The 19,607-nt window shown below is 49.2% G+C and carries 19 protein-coding genes; 8 read left to right on the plus strand and 11 right to left on the minus strand.

Annotation, left to right across the window (positions count from 1 at the left end):
• The first annotated feature begins 144 nt into the window (after positions 1-144).
• The 6 genes from KIU71_RS06150 (at position 145) to KIU71_RS06175 (ending at position 8,095) form a co-directional block, all read left to right on the plus strand.
• Positions 145-1,890 carry an alpha-amylase family glycosyl hydrolase gene (locus KIU71_RS06150; protein ID WP_214130306.1) on the plus strand — a complete coding sequence of 582 codons (1,746 nt, stop codon included), beginning with the start codon at positions 145-147 and terminating at the stop codon, positions 1,888-1,890.
• A 55-nt stretch (positions 1,891-1,945) separates the two neighbouring features.
• Positions 1,946-2,641, plus strand: coding sequence for an SDR family oxidoreductase (locus tag KIU71_RS06155; protein ID WP_214130307.1), 696 nt, complete (start codon positions 1,946-1,948; stop codon positions 2,639-2,641).
• Positions 2,642-2,788: 147 nt separating this feature from the next.
• Positions 2,789-3,184 (plus strand): DUF6746 family protein, encoded by a 396-nt coding sequence (locus KIU71_RS06160; protein ID WP_214130308.1) that lies wholly within the window; start codon positions 2,789-2,791, stop codon positions 3,182-3,184.
• Positions 3,185-3,423: 239 nt separating this feature from the next.
• Positions 3,424-5,568: a TonB-dependent siderophore receptor gene (locus tag KIU71_RS06165; RefSeq protein WP_250207315.1), complete on the plus strand. Its 2,145-nt coding sequence runs from the start codon at positions 3,424-3,426 to the stop codon at positions 5,566-5,568.
• A complete protein-coding gene (locus KIU71_RS06170; RefSeq protein WP_214130309.1) occupies positions 5,569-6,669 on the plus strand; it encodes a PepSY-associated TM helix domain-containing protein in 1,101 nt (366 codons plus the stop codon).
• A gap of 106 nt (positions 6,670-6,775) precedes the next feature.
• Complete coding sequence (locus KIU71_RS06175; RefSeq protein WP_214130311.1) at positions 6,776-8,095, plus strand: DEAD/DEAH box helicase; 1,320 nt, start codon at positions 6,776-6,778, stop codon at positions 8,093-8,095.
• Here the strand turns inward: KIU71_RS06175 and KIU71_RS06180 are convergent.
• The 6 genes from KIU71_RS06180 to KIU71_RS06205 form a co-directional block, all read right to left on the minus strand.
• A complete protein-coding gene (locus KIU71_RS06180) occupies positions 8,061-8,246 on the minus strand; it encodes a DUF2065 domain-containing protein (protein ID WP_214130312.1) in 186 nt (61 codons plus the stop codon). The genes KIU71_RS06175 and KIU71_RS06180 overlap by 35 nt on opposite strands.
• Complete coding sequence (locus tag KIU71_RS06185) at positions 8,240-9,409, minus strand: aminotransferase class V-fold PLP-dependent enzyme (RefSeq protein WP_214130313.1); 1,170 nt, start codon at positions 9,407-9,409, stop codon at positions 8,240-8,242. Before KIU71_RS06185 ends, KIU71_RS06180 begins: the two co-directional genes overlap by 7 nt.
• 67 nt (positions 9,410-9,476) lie before the next feature.
• A complete protein-coding gene (locus KIU71_RS06190; RefSeq protein WP_315853252.1) occupies positions 9,477-10,967 on the minus strand; it encodes a sensor histidine kinase in 1,491 nt (496 codons plus the stop codon).
• On the minus strand, positions 10,961-11,686 hold the full coding sequence (locus KIU71_RS06195; RefSeq protein WP_214130315.1) for a response regulator transcription factor: 726 nt from the start codon (positions 11,684-11,686) through the stop codon (positions 10,961-10,963). The genes KIU71_RS06190 and KIU71_RS06195 overlap by 7 nt, the downstream gene beginning before the upstream one ends.
• Positions 11,687-11,714: 28 nt before the next feature.
• The gene (locus tag KIU71_RS06200) at positions 11,715-12,452 is read right to left on the minus strand and encodes a spondin domain-containing protein (RefSeq protein WP_214130316.1); all 738 of its coding nucleotides are present in this window, start codon (positions 12,450-12,452) and stop codon (positions 11,715-11,717) included.
• Positions 12,453-12,462: 10 nt separating this feature from the next.
• Positions 12,463-13,167, minus strand: a complete 705-nt coding sequence (locus KIU71_RS06205) for a spondin domain-containing protein (protein ID WP_214130317.1) — start codon at positions 13,165-13,167, stop codon at positions 12,463-12,465.
• A 241-nt stretch (positions 13,168-13,408) separates the two neighbouring features.
• Here KIU71_RS06205 and KIU71_RS06210 point away from each other — a divergent pair, with 241 nt between their 5' ends.
• Entirely contained in the window at positions 13,409-15,505 is a 2,097-nt protein-coding gene (locus tag KIU71_RS06210; RefSeq protein WP_214130318.1) for a TonB-dependent receptor, read from the plus strand.
• Positions 15,506-15,615: 110 nt separating this feature from the next.
• On the opposite strand, the gene trxA is transcribed toward KIU71_RS06210, so the two are convergent.
• Complete coding sequence (trxA, locus tag KIU71_RS06215) at positions 15,616-16,485, minus strand: thioredoxin (RefSeq protein ID WP_214130319.1); 870 nt, start codon at positions 16,483-16,485, stop codon at positions 15,616-15,618.
• A gap of 136 nt (positions 16,486-16,621) precedes the next feature.
• Here trxA and KIU71_RS06220 point away from each other — a divergent pair, with 136 nt between their 5' ends.
• Complete coding sequence (locus KIU71_RS06220) at positions 16,622-16,963, plus strand: DUF962 domain-containing protein (RefSeq protein WP_214130320.1); 342 nt, start codon at positions 16,622-16,624, stop codon at positions 16,961-16,963.
• Positions 16,964-17,025: 62 nt separating this feature from the next.
• On the opposite strand, the gene KIU71_RS06225 is transcribed toward KIU71_RS06220, so the two are convergent.
• The 4 genes from KIU71_RS06225 to KIU71_RS06240 all read right to left on the minus strand — a co-directional run bounded on the left by KIU71_RS06225 (position 17,026) and on the right by KIU71_RS06240 (position 19,596).
• Positions 17,026-18,156 (minus strand): PQQ-dependent sugar dehydrogenase, encoded by a 1,131-nt coding sequence (locus KIU71_RS06225; protein WP_214130321.1) that lies wholly within the window; start codon positions 18,154-18,156, stop codon positions 17,026-17,028.
• Positions 18,157-18,225: 69 nt separating this feature from the next.
• Positions 18,226-18,696 carry a Dps family protein gene (locus KIU71_RS06230; RefSeq protein WP_214130323.1) on the minus strand — a complete coding sequence of 157 codons (471 nt, stop codon included), beginning with the start codon at positions 18,694-18,696 and terminating at the stop codon, positions 18,226-18,228.
• Between the two features lie 147 nt (positions 18,697-18,843).
• Positions 18,844-19,350: a copper chaperone PCu(A)C gene (locus tag KIU71_RS06235; RefSeq protein WP_214130324.1), complete on the minus strand. Its 507-nt coding sequence runs from the start codon at positions 19,348-19,350 to the stop codon at positions 18,844-18,846.
• A gap of 90 nt (positions 19,351-19,440) precedes the next feature.
• Positions 19,441-19,596 (minus strand): hypothetical protein, encoded by a 156-nt coding sequence (locus KIU71_RS06240; protein WP_214130325.1) that lies wholly within the window; start codon positions 19,594-19,596, stop codon positions 19,441-19,443.
• Positions 19,597-19,607 lie beyond the last annotated feature (11 nt).

The following is a 19,607-nucleotide window of genomic DNA, read 5'->3' on the forward strand; positions in this document are numbered from 1 at the left end:
CATAAAATAGCCTTAATTCTGTCATTATCAGAAAATCGAACATGATCAATTTGTTAGGTCAATTCTCACTGCATTCGTATTTAACATGACTTTTTTCGGCCAGCGTGCAAAAGTAAGCCAAAGTCTTCCTTTACATTACACGTTATGAACTTGAAAAACGCCACGAGATTGTGTCTGTTCAGCACGCTACTGGGTATTTGTGTAGGCTGCAGTAAAACCGTCGAACGGCCAATCGATGACGGTGAATTGCATGAGCGCTTTGTTGGCACTCAACACCCTTTTGCTAGCGAGGCAGTCTATTTCGCATTGACGGATCGCTTTGTTGATGGCGATAAAGACAACAATTATCCCAATCAAGGGAAAAACGTTCACGACGGTAAATGGCATACTTTCGATCGTCCGCTCGTGGGGCCGAATGGTGAGTTAGCTAACGTGGGCTACTTAGGGGGTGACTTTAGAGGCGTACTGAATAATGCCGACTATATTGCGGATATGGGTTTCACCGCTATTTGGTTGACACCCGTGTGGGATAATCCAGACCAAGCCTTTAGCGGTGGTGAAACGATCACTTATGCGGGTGGTTACAAAGATGGCGGCAAAACAGGTTATCATGGCTATTGGGCGACCAACTTTTACCAGGCCGATGAACATAATATTTCGTCAGATTTATCGTTTGCCCAGTTCACCCAAGCACTCGATGAAAAACATCAGCTGAAGTTCGTTCTGGACATTGTCGGCAATCACGGCTCACCCGCGTACTCAATGCCGTTTCAACAGGGCGATTTTGGCAAGTTATACAATGCGCGTGGCGTTATGGTCGCGGATCATGAAAACCTGCATCCGTCGCAACTGAGCTCGACAAATCCTATGCATCGTTTTTACAACAAGCAGACGGGGCTTGCCCAGCTTTCAGACATCAATGAGAACAGTGAAGCGGCATACGAATATCTCATCAACGCCTATCGATTCTGGTTGGCACAAGGGGTTGATGCTATTCGTATCGATACCATTAAAGAGATGCCACATCATTTCTGGAAGCGGGTCAGTGAGGATATCCGCGCCGATTACCCCAACCTATTCATGTTCGGTGAAAGCTTTTCCTTTGATGCTGATTTTATCGCTGAACATACGCTGCCTGAAAATGGCGGCGTCAGTGTACTCGATTTTCCCGGTCGCGCGGCGATGACGGCAGTGTTTGAAAATCCAGAATCGAGTTTCACTGAATTACTCAATTATCTGTATATCGATACCGCCATGTATCACAACCCGTATGAGCTGATGACCTTTTACGACAACCACGATATGGCGCGTATGAATGCCAGTGACGACGGTTTCATTAATGCACATAACTGGTTATTTACCAGCCGCGGCATACCGGTGGTTTACTACGGCGCCGAAATCAATTTTATGACCGGCAAAGCCGAACATGAAGGCAATCGCAATTACTTCGGGCAGGAGCGTATTGACACAGCAAACCAACACCCTATTCATCAACAACTCACCCGTATCGCGAATGTACGCAAAAACACACCAGCACTCCAGCGCGGCCTGCAACTGAACATCGCATTCGAGCAAGACACCGCGGCGTTCTATCGCATATTGCATACCCAGCACGACCATCAAAACGTACTGGTATTATTAAACAAAAGTCAGTCTGAACGCCGGATCACAATCAGTGACCATTTGATAGCGGGTCAGTGGACTGATGCGTTTGATGGCGGCATCACTCACATTGACAACAATCAAGCTACTGTTGACTTTGTCGTGCCTGCCAATGGGGTAAGCGTGTTGCTGAATGAGTCGACCATTACGCGCGAAGACACCCTCACTGCGCTGAGAGAACTGCAGGTATCCTTCCGTGAACGGGGTTCACACCTTGATGTGAACTGATCCAGCACCCACACTGTATCCAAGAGGACAAAGACGCATTATGGGAGGATACGATATGTCTGGACCACATCAATCTGAATCGAAAGTGGTTTTGATCACCGGCGCATCAAGTGGCATTGGTGAAGCCACGGCGAGGAAGTTGGTTAAGAATGGCCACCAAGTGATACTCACGGCGCGCAGCGATGAGAAACTGAAAGCGCTGGTCAACGAACTCGGTAGCGATAACACATTCGCGGTTGCGGCTGACGCGACGCAATTTTCGCAACTTGAAACGGTTGTGGATCAAACGATTGAAAAGTTTGGTCGGTTAGACGTCGCGTTTGCTAATGCGGGTACGGGGGTTTCCACGCCCGGCACGGAAAAAGGCTACGTGGAGGAGTGGGACAAGATGTTACTCGTTAATATCAACGCCCTACTCTATACGGCCAAGCTCACACTGCCGCATTTGCGCAAAACACAAGGTCACTTCATTTTGACCAGTTCCGCAGCAGGTCGAACGCCTATCAAAGGTTCAATTTATGGCGCGTCGAAATATTTCACCTATGGCTTCGGGCAAAACTTGGCACTGGAAATGGCTGAGTGGAATGGCCGCTGCACCAGTATTGCGCCCGGCATGGTCAATACGCCATTCTTCGATGAAGCGAAACCGGATAAGCTCGATCCCAGCGATGTCGCTGATGCCGTTCTGTTCGCCATCGAAGCCGACCCGCGCAACTGTGTCAGAGAAGTGTTTTTAATGCCAACGCGGTAGGGCCTGTAATACCCTGCAATGAATATCTTGCCTGCCATCGCATTTTAGTGTGTAATGCCTTCCACATTAAAATGCGAATGATTCTCTTTTATATCGAATCCGTTCGGTGATCGCAGGTCGTTTGCGCTACGCTTACAGGATGCTCTCATGAAATTAATGCCACTACTTCTGTCAACCACATTTGCAGCCACGCTGTGTTTATCGAACACCGTTGTGGCCGACGACGAATACCAGCATTTTGCTGCGAAACCGTCGGAAGATCTTAGCTCGGCTTTATGTAACCTCAAAGACTACAACGCGCTTTTGACTGACATTGTCGAGACTGACGCAGACATTCCGGTGGAAGGCATGGTGAAAATCCATGAGCTGACTTATACGCTGGAGAACGCGATCCAACAACTGCAACGCGACCTTGCCACCATTGCCGAAGATTTAGAGTCGGTGCATAAAGCGTCCGAACGGATTGATCAAGCAACGGTCAGCGAGAAAAGCGCCGCCTACCTTGAAGCAACCTCTTTATTGTTAACGCCTCCAAGCTGTTAGGGCGAAAGCGCTAAACGCGGCGCACGCGACCTTATCGACGTGGTCATCAGACGACTGCAACGATGCACCGCAAAATTGTTCTTGTTGAGCCGTCGTTGCAACGACGGCGTTTAGCGCATGAAAGAGGCAGATAGCGCTCAACACAGCGATTAAACACTTAAATGATAATCATTGCTATTTACATTCACTATTTTGATTTGTACCATACGGGCGTTTTGAAATGAGCCCGAATGGAATACATGATGAAGTTAAACGTACCACTCACGCCTGTCGCTTTAGCAACGCTTGTCGCGATGTCAGCCACACCTCATGCGTTGAGCGCAGAACGAGTTGATGAAGATGCGGTTGAACGTGTCACGGTTACCGGAAGCTATTTAGAGGGATACAACGCGCATACAGCCAGTGGCGCGTCGCGTATGGAGCTAGCAATAGAAGACATTCCGCAATCTGTGTCTGTGATCACCAGTGCTCAGCTACAGGATTTTCAGCTTACCGATATCAATCTGGCGCTTGATACGGCGACCGGAGTCAACGTAGAACGAATTGAGACAGACCGCACTTACTACACGGCTCGTGGGTTCGACATCACCAATTTTCAAATTGACGGGATTGGCTTACCGCTGACATCGGGCAATAACCACGCAGGTGACGATACTGCGGTGTACGACCGTATCGAAGTGATCCGCGGTGCAAATGGGTTGATGACGGGCGTGGGTAACCCATCCGCAACGGTTAACTACATTCGCAAGCGACCCACCGCAGACAATAACCTGATGGTAAAAGGCACCGTCGGCAGCCATAGCCTGCATCGTGTAGAAATCGATGGCTCATACCAGTTTAATGAGACTTTTTCCGCACGCGGTGTTGTGGTTGATCAGGATCAGGATTCTTATCTCGACCGCTACAGCCGCAAAAACCAGTTGGTTTACGTCTTCCTGAACGCCAACCTATCCGATGACACACAGCTGTCGCTCAGCCACAGCTACAATAATAGCGATGCGACAGGCAACTTATGGGGCGCATTACCGCTTTACTATACTGATGGTAGTCCGACAGATTATGATCGCAGTACCAGCACGTCAGCTGACTGGTCTAACTGGCAGGTGCAAAACAATAATACCGTGGTAGAGCTACAGCATCACTTCAACAGTGCATGGCGTTTGCGCGCGACTTATTCACAAAAACGCGCTGACGAAGACAGTGAATTATTTTATGTGTTTGGCACACCCGACGCCGATACCGAGCTTGGGTTAACCGGTTATGCCAGCGAATATATCCTGGACGACAAACACGATTTATATGACGCGTATGTGGATGGCGACTTCACGCTATTTGGAAGAGATCACCAGTTGGTTGCTGGTCTGAATTATTCCAAATTAGCTTACACGGACCGTTCTTTGTACGATTTCACGACTGGTAATGGCTTTCCGCCAATAGAGAATTTAACCACATGGCAGGGTGACGCGGCGTTTCCAACCTTTGCCGATGGCGAGGCCGGCAGTGACGTAGAGCAACGCCAGAGGGCTGCCTATATCACTGGCAGATTCAACCTTGCTGATGATCTACACCTGATGCTGGGCGGGCGCTACAATGATTGGCAAGCGGAAGGCGAATCTTACGGCGTGAGTCGAACGGTGTCTGACTCAGACGTTATCCCGTATGCAGGTATCGTGTACGGTATCACTGAGCAGATTAACCTGTACGCCAGTTACACAGAAACATTTCAGGCGCAGAATGAACTGGATATCAATAATCAGCAATTAGATCCCGTTGTGGGCGAAAGTCAGGAAGCTGGGGTGAAAGCAAGCCTGTTTGACGACCGCGCGGTTGCCAGCGTGACCTACTTTGATGTGCAGCAAACCAATCTGGCCATCGCCGACCCACGCACTGCTGGATTACCTCCCACGGAGCAGCGCTTTATTGGCAGTGATGGTATCAGTAGCCATGGCTTTGAGTTTGACCTAGCCGGAGAACTATTGCCGGGTTTGAATGCTAGCATTGGCTTGACTGACTTTTCCATATCAGGCAACGAATTGGTTGCCAATTACACACCCAGCACTTTAGCGAAACTGGGCGCCGTTTACACGTTTCCTGAATTTGATCGTCTGTCGGTTGGGGTCAACGTGCGCTGGCAAGATGAGATTTCACGCGAACAAGGCATGGTTGCCGAAGGCTTCGACAACGCCGGTGAGACTATCGTTACGCGTCAGGATGCGTACACCGTGGCAGATTTTTTAGTGAAATATCAAATCAATGATGCGGTAACGCTTAACGTGAATGTGTTCAACGTAACCAATGAAAAATACCTGACCAGCCTTTACTGGGCGCAGAGCTACTATGCTGCTCCCCGTACGGTCAGCGCGACGGTGTCGTGGGCTCTGTAAATGCGTAAAACCTTATTTAAGTGGCATTCGTACGCAGCGCTCTTCGCGCTGCTGCCTATATTAATCGTTTCGTTAACGGGTGCCATCCTGGTTTTTAAAGTCGAAATAGATAGTGCCTTGCGCCCACAGCATATGGTCGTTACTCCGCAGCCCAATGCGCAGCGCATGAGTATCGATCAACTTATGCAGCACGTAACGCAAGACAATCCTGATTATGCGCTGGCAGGTTGGGAACTGTTTGATGACCGAATGCGCTCAGATACGGCCTATATTATTCGCAAAGGCACTGACGAATGGCACAAAGTCTATATTGATCAATACAGTGGTGCGGTGTTGTCACAACCTCAACCGATGACACACTACCTGACCGATTGGTTGCTGGAGCTACATTATGCATTTTTGTTGCAGTTCAGTGGCACGGTGATAGGTGTTTTTATTGGCCTTATCATGCTGTTCCTTGGGATCAGCGGTATGGTACTTTACCGGCATTTCTGGCGAAAAGTATTTACGCTGCGCTGGCGCGCTGCCAAACGTATTCTGTTAAGCGATTTGCATAAATTTGTGGGGATCCTGGCCAGCCCCGTGTTCATTCTGATCTCATTAACTGGTGTCTATTGGAATGTGTCGATCCTATTGCACGAGGTTATCGAGCATGGTTTTGAAAGCGAACACGAGTATATATCCGCACCTTACCATGCACCAATCATCTCGTTTGAGACGCTGCGTCGTGATGCAGCGTCTGCTATTGATAGTTTTCAAGCAACGTATCTTGCCATACCCAATGAGCCCGATATGCAAATCACCTTTTTTGGCGACGTTAATACAAGCAATCCGTTTATCAGCCAATACGCGAGCATGATCACTTATGATCGCAATACCGGTGAGCAATTATTTCTGCGTGATATCCGTCAGGCTAGCGTGTGGGCGATGATTGACGACAGTACCCGTAAGCTGCATTTTGGATACTTCGGCGGGATCGTTTCAAAAGTGATTTGGTGTATTGTCGGCTTAACCCCGGTTTTACTTGCGATTACAGGCGTATGGATGTTTGCGCTGAGAAAGAAACCTGCAAAGCGCAACATTCAAAGGCGTCGTCGCTGACATCGCTTACTGCACGGCTTTACTGTATACTGTGCGCAATTGTTGCTCACGTCTCAGTGTTTCCTGTCCGTAAAGCCACGCCGATTGACCCCTTAGAGATTTTTGAATGAATTTTGCTTCACTTGGCTTATGCCAAAATATTACCAATGCCTTATCTGAAAAAGGCTATATCGAACCGACTCCTATTCAGGCGCAGGCTATCCCGCCAGTATTGGAAGGCCGAGATGTCATGGCTGCCGCCCAGACGGGCACCGGTAAAACCGCTGGGTTTGTGCTCCCCATTTTAGAAAAGTTATCACATCAACCCAAAGCGCGTGCAAACCAGGCAACGGTATTGATTTTAACGCCAACTCGCGAATTAGCGGCACAAGTGGCTGACAATGTCGCTCAATACAGCAAGAATTTATCAATACGCCATGCCGTTGTTTTCGGCGGTGTGGGCATCAATCCGCAAATGATGAAGCTGCGCAGAGGTGTAGAAGTACTCGTTGCTACCCCGGGCCGCTTGCTTGACTTGTACAATCAAAATGCCGTCAAGTTTCAGGACCTAAACACGCTGGTTTTAGACGAAGCCGACCGGATGCTCGACATGGGCTTTATCCACGACATCAAGCGTATCCTTAAGTTACTGCCGGCTAAGCGACAAAATTTACTGTTTTCGGCTACGTTTTCTGATGATGTCCGTCAGCTCGCCAATACCATTGTCAATAATCCGGTCGAAGTCTCCGTCGCACCACCCAACAAGACTGCCGATGCCATCGAACAGTGGGTGTATCCGGTTGACAAAAACAAAAAAGGTGGGCTGCTCAGCCACGTAATCGATACTCAGGATATGCATCAGGTTTTGGTGTTTAGCCGCACGAAACATGGCGCTAATCGACTTGCTAAGCAACTCACTGCAAAAGGCTTAGAAGCCAGTGCTATTCATGGCAATAAAAGCCAAGGCGCGCGCACCAAAGCGCTGGCCGACTTCAAACAAGGAAAGATCCGAGCGTTAGTCGCGACCGATATTGCTGCTCGTGGGTTAGACATCAGCCAACTGCCATTTGTGATCAACTTCGATTTGCCGAATGTGGCAGAAGACTACGTACACCGGATTGGTCGTACTGGGCGCGCCGGCGCAACCGGAAAAGCGATTTCATTTGTGTGTGCTGAGGAGCTGGACCAACTTAAAGATATTCAGCGCTTGATTGGTCAGGTGATACCGCGCGCCGAGATCAGTGGTTTCGAACCGAATGAAAAAGTGCCTGAAGTCGCTTTGGATACTCGCCCAATGAAACCCAAAAAAGCGAAAAAGCCACGTTCAGCCGGGCATTCGCGCACAGGTGATGGGCGCAATAGCGATCAGAATGCGGATCCTGCCAAACGTCGCCCGCGCCGCAATCGGCGTTCTACAGCAGGAAAACCAGGCTCACAAGGCCAATAACCACCAGCGTACCGCCCACAGTGCGCAGTTGCGCACTGTCTTGCTCACTCACCGAACGTAAATAGTGCTTCCAACGATTAGGGAAGAGAAGCGGCCCGATACCTTCAATCACCGCGACAAGTGCCAGCGCAATTAACAGCGTCTCTAGCATGACGGCGCTTGTTTAAGGCAGCTAAAGTCGTACTCCAGAGGATTATGGTATAGGCCAAAACCGAACCTTAAACGATTGCCACGATAATCGGTGAGAATGCCATGTTGATGCAAATGGTCGTGCAAACTCTGCGCGTCATGAGCTGATGGCAAATCAAACGCCAGAAAGTGACCATGCTGTTCAAGTGACTCCATGATTAAACGTTCTCGGCATAGCAACGGATGCCCCACTTCATCAAGACAGGTCAAAAAGGTCTGTTGACAGTGTTTGATGAACTGATTAATCACCGCCACATCCAAATTATTTTCGTCAAATAAACGCAGTACGGCCCGCAACCGATATAAGGCGCTAAAATCCATGGTTGCGCCAGCGAAACGCATGCCATTTTTGCTATACCCGACCTGCCCCGCTTTGGCCTGACTCAGCTCACCAAACTCGGCAAACCAACCGGTGTAAAGCGGTCTCATCGCATTGTCTGTTGGCACAATAGCGAAACACGCTCCCTCACCACCCTGCGCGTACTTATAGCTGCCACCGAGGTAAAACGCGCGCTGGCACACCCGAGACAGATCGGTTGGGATAGCCATAAAACCATGATAACCGTCTACCACCACAACCGTATCGCTGTCAGGCACAGCCTCCACAAGTGCATCGACATTGCTGAGGGCCATACCTGAATTGAAAAAGACCTGACTGAAAAAGACCAAATCTGCAGCCTGCGTTTGCAGTGCGTGTTTGAAGCGTTGCTCAAAGGTCGCAAACGGCTGCGTCGGGATGCGCGTGACGTTGACGTTGGGCAACTCTTCCATGCGAGTAGATTGGCGGTTAAAGCTGTGAAATTCGCTGTCGGTGGTCAGTATCCGCAGCGGTTTATGCGGGTCAAAACAGGTTATTATGCGATACAGTAATTCATGCGTATTGGGCGCAAACACAATCTGCTCAGCTGCAGGAGCCTGCAATATCCGGGCAATTTTTTGTTGCAACTCCGGCACACAATCGGTGAAGAAATACTCCCATTTGTGGTCAACATACTGAGCACTGTCATCCCAATACTGAAGTTGCGCATCGCGGGTGACATCTGGCCAGAAGTAATGGCTATGGCAGGCGAAGTGCTGCTTGCCCTGATTCGCCGCAAGAAACCGTGAGTAAAACTGTTGATACATGAACGTGCCTTCACACCAATCAAAACGCCAATAGTGTAACGTGGTTACTCGCTGGGTGCAGCAAGTACTATTGGGCGGCGGGAAGCTCAAGTGAGAAGCAGGTACCGCTACCCACTTCACTGCTGACCGTGACATCGGAACCCAGTAATTGCATCAACTTTTTGCAAATTGCCAGTCCTAATCCCGCATGCAGTTGACTGTCTTTGCACTGGTTTGAAGCCTGATAGCGTGCATCGAAAATAAACGCGAGCTCATTTTCACTGATGCCATTTCCGGTGTCTTTAATGTCGACGCGGATATTATCAGCTGAACGCGTTATGGCTAGCGTGATAACGCCGCCACTGTCTGTATGACGCAGCGCGTTGTCTATCAAATTCGTTAACACTCTTTCCAGTTTACCGATGTCTGCGACCACGTAATGATCGACCGCAGCAGGCTCAAGCTGGATCGCCACGTTTTTCTCTTCCGCCTTAATGGCAAATTTGGCCGCGATGTCTTGCAGTAACTCGGCTAGACTGAACGTCTCCTGATTGAGTGTGACTTGCCCTGCTTCAAGATAAGCGAGTTCAAAAAGCTGGTCGATCAAACGTTTTAAATTGCGTGCATTCTTGAGCGATATCTGAACAAATCGTTTACGCTCATGGGGGCTTAGTATGTCGTTTTGAATATCTAAGGTTTCAATATAACCCTGTAAATTAGCCAGCGGTGTACGTAAGTCGTGGGACAGATCCGCTAACAAAATACGCCGTTGAGTGTCAGTGTGTTGCAACTTTTCAAACTGCGCTTCTATGTGCAATAACATGTCATTAAACGCACAACCGAGGCGGTGAACTTCGTTGTGACTTTCGCGTTTCCACGGCTTAATCACTTGGTGATTCACGTCTTTGGCAAAGTCGGCCGCACGCACCCGATCCATATCGTCACTTAAAATTTTCATTGGCCGCGTAAAGCTTTTGAACAGCACCAACAGCGCCACACATAGAAAGACCAGCGATGCCCCCGCAAACAAGGCAAATTGTTGCATCGCAGAACTTCGATTGAGGCCAGCTAAAATCGAGTCGTACGCCTGCCCACCGATGATCACATAGATGTAGCCTTGCAACCCGTTATTGTTATAAACCGGCGCTGCGGAAAAGATTTTAGTGGCCGTTTGGCTACGCGGATCATCACCCGTAACAGGTAACTTGTCCGGCTCCTCCAGCAAAGAAAGGACGGGTGCTAAATTGATACTGTCGCGCGCCAATGGGCCCAGCTCGGCCGAATAGGTCAAAATTTGGCCTTGCGGGCTAAGGTAATAGAACTCAAAGCTCGGCCCCATCACCATCAACGTGTGAAATAGATTGTTCAGCGCAGCATAGTCGTAAATTCCTTGAGCAAGAATGGGGTTATCGTTAACCAGATGCTCTGCCAACGTAAGATGTAAACGCTGCTCAGCTTCATTTTGCGTCACCCGCTGCAAATGCACACTGGCCATAAAAAACACACCCAGCACCAATACAAATACCACCACTAACGAAATGGCCAAACGCTGATAGAAGCAGATTTTAAGTTTCAGCACGCGGCGTTAACCCCAGCAGGATTCAATTTATAGCCCACTCCCCACACCGTTTGTACAACGCGCGGGTGCGTTGCATCTTCCTCAATTTTGGCGCGCAAGCGGTTTATGTGAGAGTTAACCGTATGTTCATACCCCGAGTGATGGTAACCCCAGACGGACTCCAATAACTGAGCGCGGGAGAACACCTGATTCGGATGGCGCGCCAGATAATTCAATAGTTCAAATTCAGTGGCCGTCAGTTCTAATGCCTGAGCATTGAGCGTAACCAGATGTTTATCAACATCGATGCACAGTGAACCCAACTGCAGTAAAGAAGCGCTGCTGTCTTCGGTATGCCGTGCATTGCGTAACATGTGTACTTTACGCAACTGAGCGCGCACCCGCGCCTGTAATTCCCTAACCGAAAAAGGCTTGGTCATATAATCATCAGCACCCAGCTCTAGCCCCAAAACCCGATCGGTTTCTGAATTTTTCGCCGTGAGCATGATGATGGACTGCTCAGGTTTCTGCGCCCGCACGTTACGACAAATATCCAAGCCGTTGATCTCAGGTAACATCACGTCAAGCAACATCAGATCGTAATGATTTTGCATTGCCAACGACAACCCTTCTTTGCCGCAGGCCGCATGCGCGATAGCAATACCTAATTCGCTGAGATTAACGCGGATCAAATCTGCGATGTCCAGATCGTCCTCTACCACCAGTATGCTATCGGTCATGCAACTACCTGTTTTTTGTTAATAAGCCCTATTCTGTGCGCGTCACCGTGATGCGCACCACCGGATTGTCGAAGCGATGCTGAACCGTTAAGGTTGATCCCATCAAGCCATCGTCCGCACTCACAACGCCCGAATGAGCGCCAACGAAGTCGACATCATCACGCTCGGCATTAAAACCCTCTCCGCCATCGGCTGGCCCCGGCATAGTGCCCGCCGCTTCCGTATTGGCTTCCGTACCGGAGTCGTAAGCACGTGTGGTGGTCGTCCAGCTATCACCCACCGCTAACTCGGCTAGGCTGTAAGCGTTAAGACCGGTGAAAGCATCATTTGTATTCACCAACATGGTGGCAACTGATAACAAGGCATCGGTAGTGTCCTGAATAGTGACCGTAATGGTTTCCTGATTGGCCGGCCCAATCGGCCCAGCCCCACTGGCTTCGGCCTGCACAACAGCGAGACCACGCAAACCGCTGTTATCGCCACCTTCGGCCATTTGTTCCAGTTCAACTGAAGCTGGCTCGCCAAGGGTCCAAAGTTGACCTTCAGTGTGCAAGATAACCGCGACGGGTGATAGCGGTTGCGCATTGGTTAAATTGGTTACCGTAACTTCATAGCTGACATCTACGGGCGCTGGCGGCGGTGGTGGTGCGGGCGGTGGCGGCAGTTCGTCATCGTTGTCGCTGCCACAAGCTGCTAATACAGCGGCTATCGCCGTCACTGCAATCAGGCGCGAAACCGTGCGCGGGCGGAAGGATAAATTACGCATAATGGCCTCCTTAATTGACAGTAACGGTGACTTTAGCCACGGGATTCAGCCAGCGATGTACTGTATTACTCACATCACTGGCACCATCGGTCAGCGAGTCATCCCCCAGATTACCGGGATGGATGTGCACGGTGGTGTTGGTTGACATGGTTGTAACACCCGCACCGTTCATTCCTAATACAGGGTCAAGTGGCGGTGGTACTGGCATACCCGGCATGCCGGGCGCACCACTACCGCGTAACTCATCATTGGCTTCGGTGCCAGCGTCATAGGCATTTAAATACACGGTGTAGGTTCCCGGTTCGGTGGGAATAGTCCAATTGTCTAACCCGATAAACCCGTCGTTTGAAGGCAGTATCATCGCAACGACGGACAATACGGTGTTGGCATCTGCGGTGGTGAGTGATGATGATGTCGCTTGGCCCGGTGCGAGTAAACCGCCAGCTGGATTCGCAACGGCATCTGCATTGATACTTGCACCGATTGCAGCCAGACCATCAACACTGCCACCTTCTGCCATAGATTGCAGCTCTGGCGTGGCACTTTCGCCGACTTCAAAAAGGCTGGCATCAGGTGTGTGTGCGACGAGTAGCAGCGGTGTAAAGTAGATCCCCTGCGTCAAGTTTTGTACGTCAATGGTTAAGTCTGCTGCGTTGCTAGCTGTGCTCATCGCGCTGAGCGTTGCGATCGCTAAAAGTGAACGAATCTGTTTCATTGGCTTCCCCGTTTTGGTCGTGAATTAAAAAACAACGAGGAAAGTGTGGCGTGAATTTATCCCAGAAGTATCACAAAAGACTGACAAGTCTGTGGCATTTCGAGCACAAACAAAGAAAACCCTCGCAATTAGGAACTATTCGCATTACCATTCACAAAAATTAAAGCGTCGTTGCGTCTCATCGACTGAGATAGCTCGCACATTGACGACAAAAGCACACACAACTTTAGAGGTTAACGCATTGAAATTTCAACTCACTAGTATCGCTACAGCCCTTATTCTAAGCCAATCAGCGGTAGCAGAGAGCTTCGAGAATATCGAGCGGGTTACGGTTGAAGGACAATATTTGTCCATGAATGAATCAAACTCGGTAAAAACCCCCACCCCCATCATTGATGTGCCACAGAGCTTGTCAATTATCACGGCCGAGGAAATCACCGAGCGTGGTATTACCAGTATTGGTCAGATCATTGATTACACCCCCGGTGTGAACACGTCACAAGGTGAAGGCCACCGTGATTCGGTGGTGTTTCGCGGCATACGTTCAACGGCTGACTTTTTTATCGACGGCCATCGTGATGATGTTCAGTATTACCGTGGCTTGTACAACGTCGAGCAGGTTGAAATCCTACGTGGCCCGAATGCGCTGCTGTTTGGTCGCGGTGGCACGGGAGGCATCGTAAACCGTGTTTCCAAGAAAGCTCAGCTTGACCAACAATTTAGCGGTTATCAGGCGTCATTGAATACCTTTGGTGGCTTTAATACTCAGGTCGACACGAATTTTACGTCAGGCGCTAACTCAGCGATTCGCATTAATGCCATGTATGAGCAGCTCGACAATCATCGTGACTTTTATGACGGAGAACGCGTAGGCCTAAACCCAACGGCACGCATAGCATTGAGTGATGATACAACGCTCGATTTGTCGTATGAGTATATCAATCACGAGCGCTTTATCGATCGCGGCATCCCGACCGGTAGCGACGGTCGCCCGGTTGAAGCCTTGGAAGATATTGTGTTTGGCGACCCAAATAACAACTACCATGAAGTGCAGGCGCACGTGTTCCGCGCTACGATTGAGCATGAATTCAGTGACAGCTTAAAAGGTAACTTCAGCGCCAATTATGGCGACTTTGATAAAACCTACGTCAATTTTTACGCCAGCGACTACGATCAATCAACTAACGTTGTGGAGCTCGACGGTTATATCGACAACACCCTGCGCGATAGTCTGAACCTTTCAGGCAATCTGATTGGCGAACTGCGCACTGGTAGTATCGGCCATACCATTATTATCGGCAGTGAACTGATCAATACTGACTCGGATCAAAACCGTTCTAATCCTGTTTTCAGTACCTCGGGCGACGACCGCGAAGAGTTCAATGTGACCCGCCCACTGAATTTCCGCAATTTGTCTGGCGTAAACGCTAATGGCCAACCCTTCACGGCAGCGTTCAGCGATTTGAATGACGATACCCGAGTGAATTTGGAAGTATTTTCTTTCTATATTCAGGATGAAATTGAAATCTCTGAGCAGCTCGATATCGTTATCGGCGCACGTTTCGACCGGTTTGATATCGAGGTATTCAACGCCGATCCTGCGGTGCTGGAAACTCGCACACGAACCGATGAAGAGATTTCTCCACGCGCTGGGATCGTGTACAAACCACTTGAGAACATTTCGCTTTACGCCAGTTACAGCGAATCTTTCTTACCGCGCAGTGGTGAGCAATACACTGACATCAACGGTAGCGACGACCAACTGGACCCAGACACCTTTTCGAACCGTGAAATTGGTGTGAAATGGGATTTTGCTGAAGGTATGAGCTTCACGGCCGCCGTATTTGAGAATGAACAGAGCTCACCTCAGGTCGCTGATAATGATCCCGCCACATTGGATGTTGTCGATTCTGAAATTTCAGGCTTTGAACTACAGTTTAAAGGTCAGGTGACTGATAGCTTGTCTATTTCAGCCAACTACAGCAATTTGGACGGCGAAATTGTTGAGCGAAGTGGCCCGACTGGACGTGCTCCGCGCGAATTACCAGAGAACACATTCTCGATTTGGTCAACGTATCAGGTCAGCACAGCCTTTGGTGTGGGTCTAGGCGCCACCTATCAGGATGAAAGCTTCATCAACACCAGTAACACGGCTACACTGCCAAGCTACACACGCGTTGATGCTGCCGCGTATTACGATGTATCAGACACCCTGCGTGTGCAATTGAACATTGAAAACCTACTGGATGAGTTATATTTCCCGAATGCGCATTCTAAGCACCAAGCGACCGTGGCTGCGCCGCTTAATGCGATGGTCACGTTGACAGGCTCGTTCTAAATCGGCTTCACTTAACCACTGAATGACAAATGGCCGCAATTGCGGCCATTTTTCTATTCGGAAATAGGGTCAGTGTCGAACCAGATCGCGTTGACCCAAATCGTACCGACCTAATACAACAAGCTGTACATTTTTCGACGATACTCAGATTTCAGCGAATCACCGTCGGGCAGCGCATTGACCATATCGAGAAACAGCTTTTTAGCGTCGCCAAAATTCAAATCTTTTTTCAACACAGAGTACAACAATGCCAGCGCTTCATCGTGCTGATTAGCCTGATGCAATTGCACCGACAGCTGAACTTTAAGCTCCATATCCTCCGGTGAAGCAGCCAGCTTTTCCTGCAACGCTTTAATCTCAGGTGACTCTGCTGCCTGCTCAGCTAACTCAATTTTCCCTTGTAGCGAAACATAGCGGCCATCTTGATCAATCAGACCAATGGTTGCCAATAGCTCTTTTGCTTGTGGGATGTAACCCTGCTCGATGTAACAGTCAATCATCATGAGCTTAGCATCGATATTGTCGGGGTTTAGCTCATACGCTTGTTTGACCGGCGTGAAAGCGGCGGTGTAATCGCCTTGCGCAATCAGAGCTGCACCTTGTTCGAGTAAATCCGCTTCCGGCGAGGGTAAATGTTTCGCAAACATTTCCCGAATAGGCGCTTCAGTTTGTTCGCCGGCGAAACCATCCACGGGTTGGCCGTCTTTGACTAGGATCACCGTGGGCAGGCTTTTCACCCCAAACTGCCCGGCGATCTCCTGCTGCTTCTCGCAATCCACCGTCGCGAGCAACACGGTATCGGGGTTTTCTGCGGCCAGTTTACGCAAAATCGGTGTGATGTTTTTACACGGCTCGCACCATTCTGCCCAGAAATCTACCACCACTAAGCGCTCTTTCGATTGCTGGAGCACCACCTGCTGAAAATTTTCGAGAGTGAGTTCGACGACGTTGTCGACCATGTTATTGACTAAAGGATCCATATCGCCCTATTTTTTCACACTGTAAATGAATTTCGTATAATATGAGGATAACGCTAGTTTTTTCAACCGGGTTACGCCATACAGAGCAGGCTATTCCTGCGGGCGTAAACCGCCACTTATCCTATTGAGGTGACGCATGACACAGCAAACCCAAACCGGAGCGCAACAGTTTTCTTCGTTTGCGGAGTTTTACCCGTATTATTTGGCAGAGCATGCCCACCCAACATGCAGGTTGCTGCACTTTATCGGGTCATCGCTGGTGCTCGCTGTGATTGCTTATGTCGCGGTGTCTCAGCAGTGGGTATATCTGTGGTTGTTACCGTTAATTGGCTATGGCTTTGCGTGGGTTGGACACTTCTTTTTCGAGCACAACCGTCCGGCTACGTTTAAGCACCCTGTATACAGTTTAATCGGCGACTGGGTGATGTTTAAAGATATCCTTATCGGCAGAGTGTCGCTGCGTAAAAAGTCAGGATAACCCATTCTAACCTATACGCAGGCAGCCAGATAAACCGCGCGCCTGCGTATTGAAACAATGACTTACTTAGGCATCAGCTTTAACAGTTTACCGTTGCGCTCATCGGTTAAAACGTAGATATAGCCATCTGAGCCTACCATCACGTCTCGCACGCGCTCTCCATGATCACGCAGCATTTCGTGCTCAGCAACCACCTGATTGTTTTTATCCAATTCGATACGACGCAGATGATCGAATTTCAAACTACCGACGAGAAGATCGCCCTGCCACTGTTCGAAGACATCGCCTTCATAAAAATCCATTCCACTTGGTGCAATGGAAGGATCCCAATACATGAGCGGTTGCTCCATGCCTTCCTGAGCCGTTTTATCTGTTACCGGCGAACCATCGTAATTAATCCCGTAACTGATCGTTGGCCAGCCGTAATTGGCGGCTTTCTTCAAGATGTTGACTTCGTCGCCTCCTTTCGGACCATGCTCATGTGTCCACACGTCATCAGTGTTTGGATGGACCGTCATACCTTGGACATTACGATGCCCGTAACTGAAAATTTCCGGGGCTTTGCCGTCGGTAAACGGGTTATCGTCAGGCACACTGCCATCGCGTTTTATCCGGGCCACGGTACCGAAATGGTTATTGGTGTTTTGTGCCTCGTATCGCTGAGAGCCCCGGTCGCCCATACTGATATACAAATCGCCTTTACCATCAATCACGACGCGACAGCCAAAATGGAAGCCGGTATCAATGCGAGGATCTGCTTCAAAAAGTACCGTCACGTCTGACAACGCATTGCCATCAAGTCTTGCGCTGGCCACCGTGCTGGTCGCCCCTTCGTCGCCAGGACTGGAATAGCAGAAATAGATTGTGTTGTTGCTGGAAAACTCAGGGTCAGTTGTGATCCCCAATAAGCCTCCCTGATTTTGCGCCACGACATCAGGCACACCGCTGATTGGCTCACCCAACTTTCCATTGCTAAAACGACGCATAGTGCCGGGGCGCTCATTGATAAGAAAATCACCGTTAGGAAGCTCAGCCATACCCCACGGATTAACCAAACCTTCAGCCAACTCAACCACACTGACTTCATCAACAGTGGTGTGTTGACGTTCCTTGACGTCGTCAGCCAGCGCAATCGTTCCTGACGTGAGTGACAGCAACGCTGCCGTTGTCGCTAGGCGAAAAATCTGTTTCATAATTAGGTCTCTACATTTTCTGCTGGGAAGCGCCAGCAACGGTGAAGGCTGGCGCCATTTGAATGCTCACTATGCGATAGTAGCGCGCAGCATCCATGCGGTTTTCTCGTGCACACGCATGCGGTCAGACACGAGCGCAGCAGTTGATTCATCATCTGCCTCTTGCGCCACTTTTAATACGTCCCGACACGTTTTTACGACCTGCTCATGCCCTTTGGTCAATCGCTCAACCATCTCATTGGCAGCGGGCACACCTTCAACTTCGTCAATGGAACTGAGTTGAGCAAAGGCTTTGTACGTTCCCGGTGCAGCTACATCCAACGTACGAATACGCTCAGCAATATCATCAACCGCGACTGCAAGCTCAGTGTAATGCTCTTCGAACATCAAGTGCAGTTCACGAAATTGTGGCCCGGTCACGTTCCAATGAAAATTGTGAGTTTGAAGATAAAGCGTGTACGAATCAGCCAATAACCGTTTTAAACCATCCGCGATATCGTGACGATTTTCCTTGTTAATCCCAATGTCAATGCTGTGCATAAATTTGATCTCCTGAAGATGTTGGTCTGAGAATAGAGCAATTTATGTGAATACATCGGCGATTTCGATAAATTCGCCGATTTTATCGCTCAATTACGTCGTAGATAGTTATGGTCATCAATCTTCTGAGATCAAGGTAGCCCCGGGTCAATGGTTGTGATGGTGTTTATGTTCGCCCGTTTTCTCGGAGGCTTTGTCACCTTGCGGCTGTTCTACATTAACGGTAACTTCTACATCATCGCCTTGCGCAAAATGTAACGTCAATTGAAAGCGACTCCCTTCGTTAAGAGGCCCCTTTAAGCCCAGTAACATGATGTGTTTACCACCCGGTCTAAACTCAACCGTTTTGCGGCTCGGCAAAACCACACCATCTTGCATTTCACGCATTTTCATCATTTCACCGTCCATTAGCACATCATGCAGTTGCACTTCGTCGGCAACTTCTGCACTCACACTCGCTGCGACTAAGCGGTCATCCTCCGACGACATATTATGAATGGAAAGATACGCAGCACCGGTTGTAGCTAACGCAAAGGTTGGCCGTGCCCATGGATGATCGATATGGAAATTATCATTCGAAAATTCATGCGCTACTGCAGATGAAACCAGAAAACACGCGCCGAACAAATAAGAAAACAGTAACTTTTTGAGCATAAACGCCAAACTACTTTTTGCAGAAAAAACAGAGTGTCAGAGTAATCACGCAGCGAATGAAAAGCAACTGATTACACGGCGAAACCACAGCTACCGTTTTCGCTTGAATAATCCAAGCCAGAAACACCCCTCAAAAATGAATCCCAAAATGACGAAAAGAAATACACCTTTTTGAATGCCAAAGCTGTATGCAGAAAGCGCAGCAACCAAAAAGACAACGGCAATAAGATAACGATATTTAGCCATAAAAACGCTCG

It is taken from the genome of Alteromonas oceanisediminis, assembly GCF_018474025.1.
Lineage (GTDB): Bacteria > Pseudomonadota > Gammaproteobacteria > Enterobacterales > Alteromonadaceae > Alteromonas_E > Alteromonas_E oceanisediminis.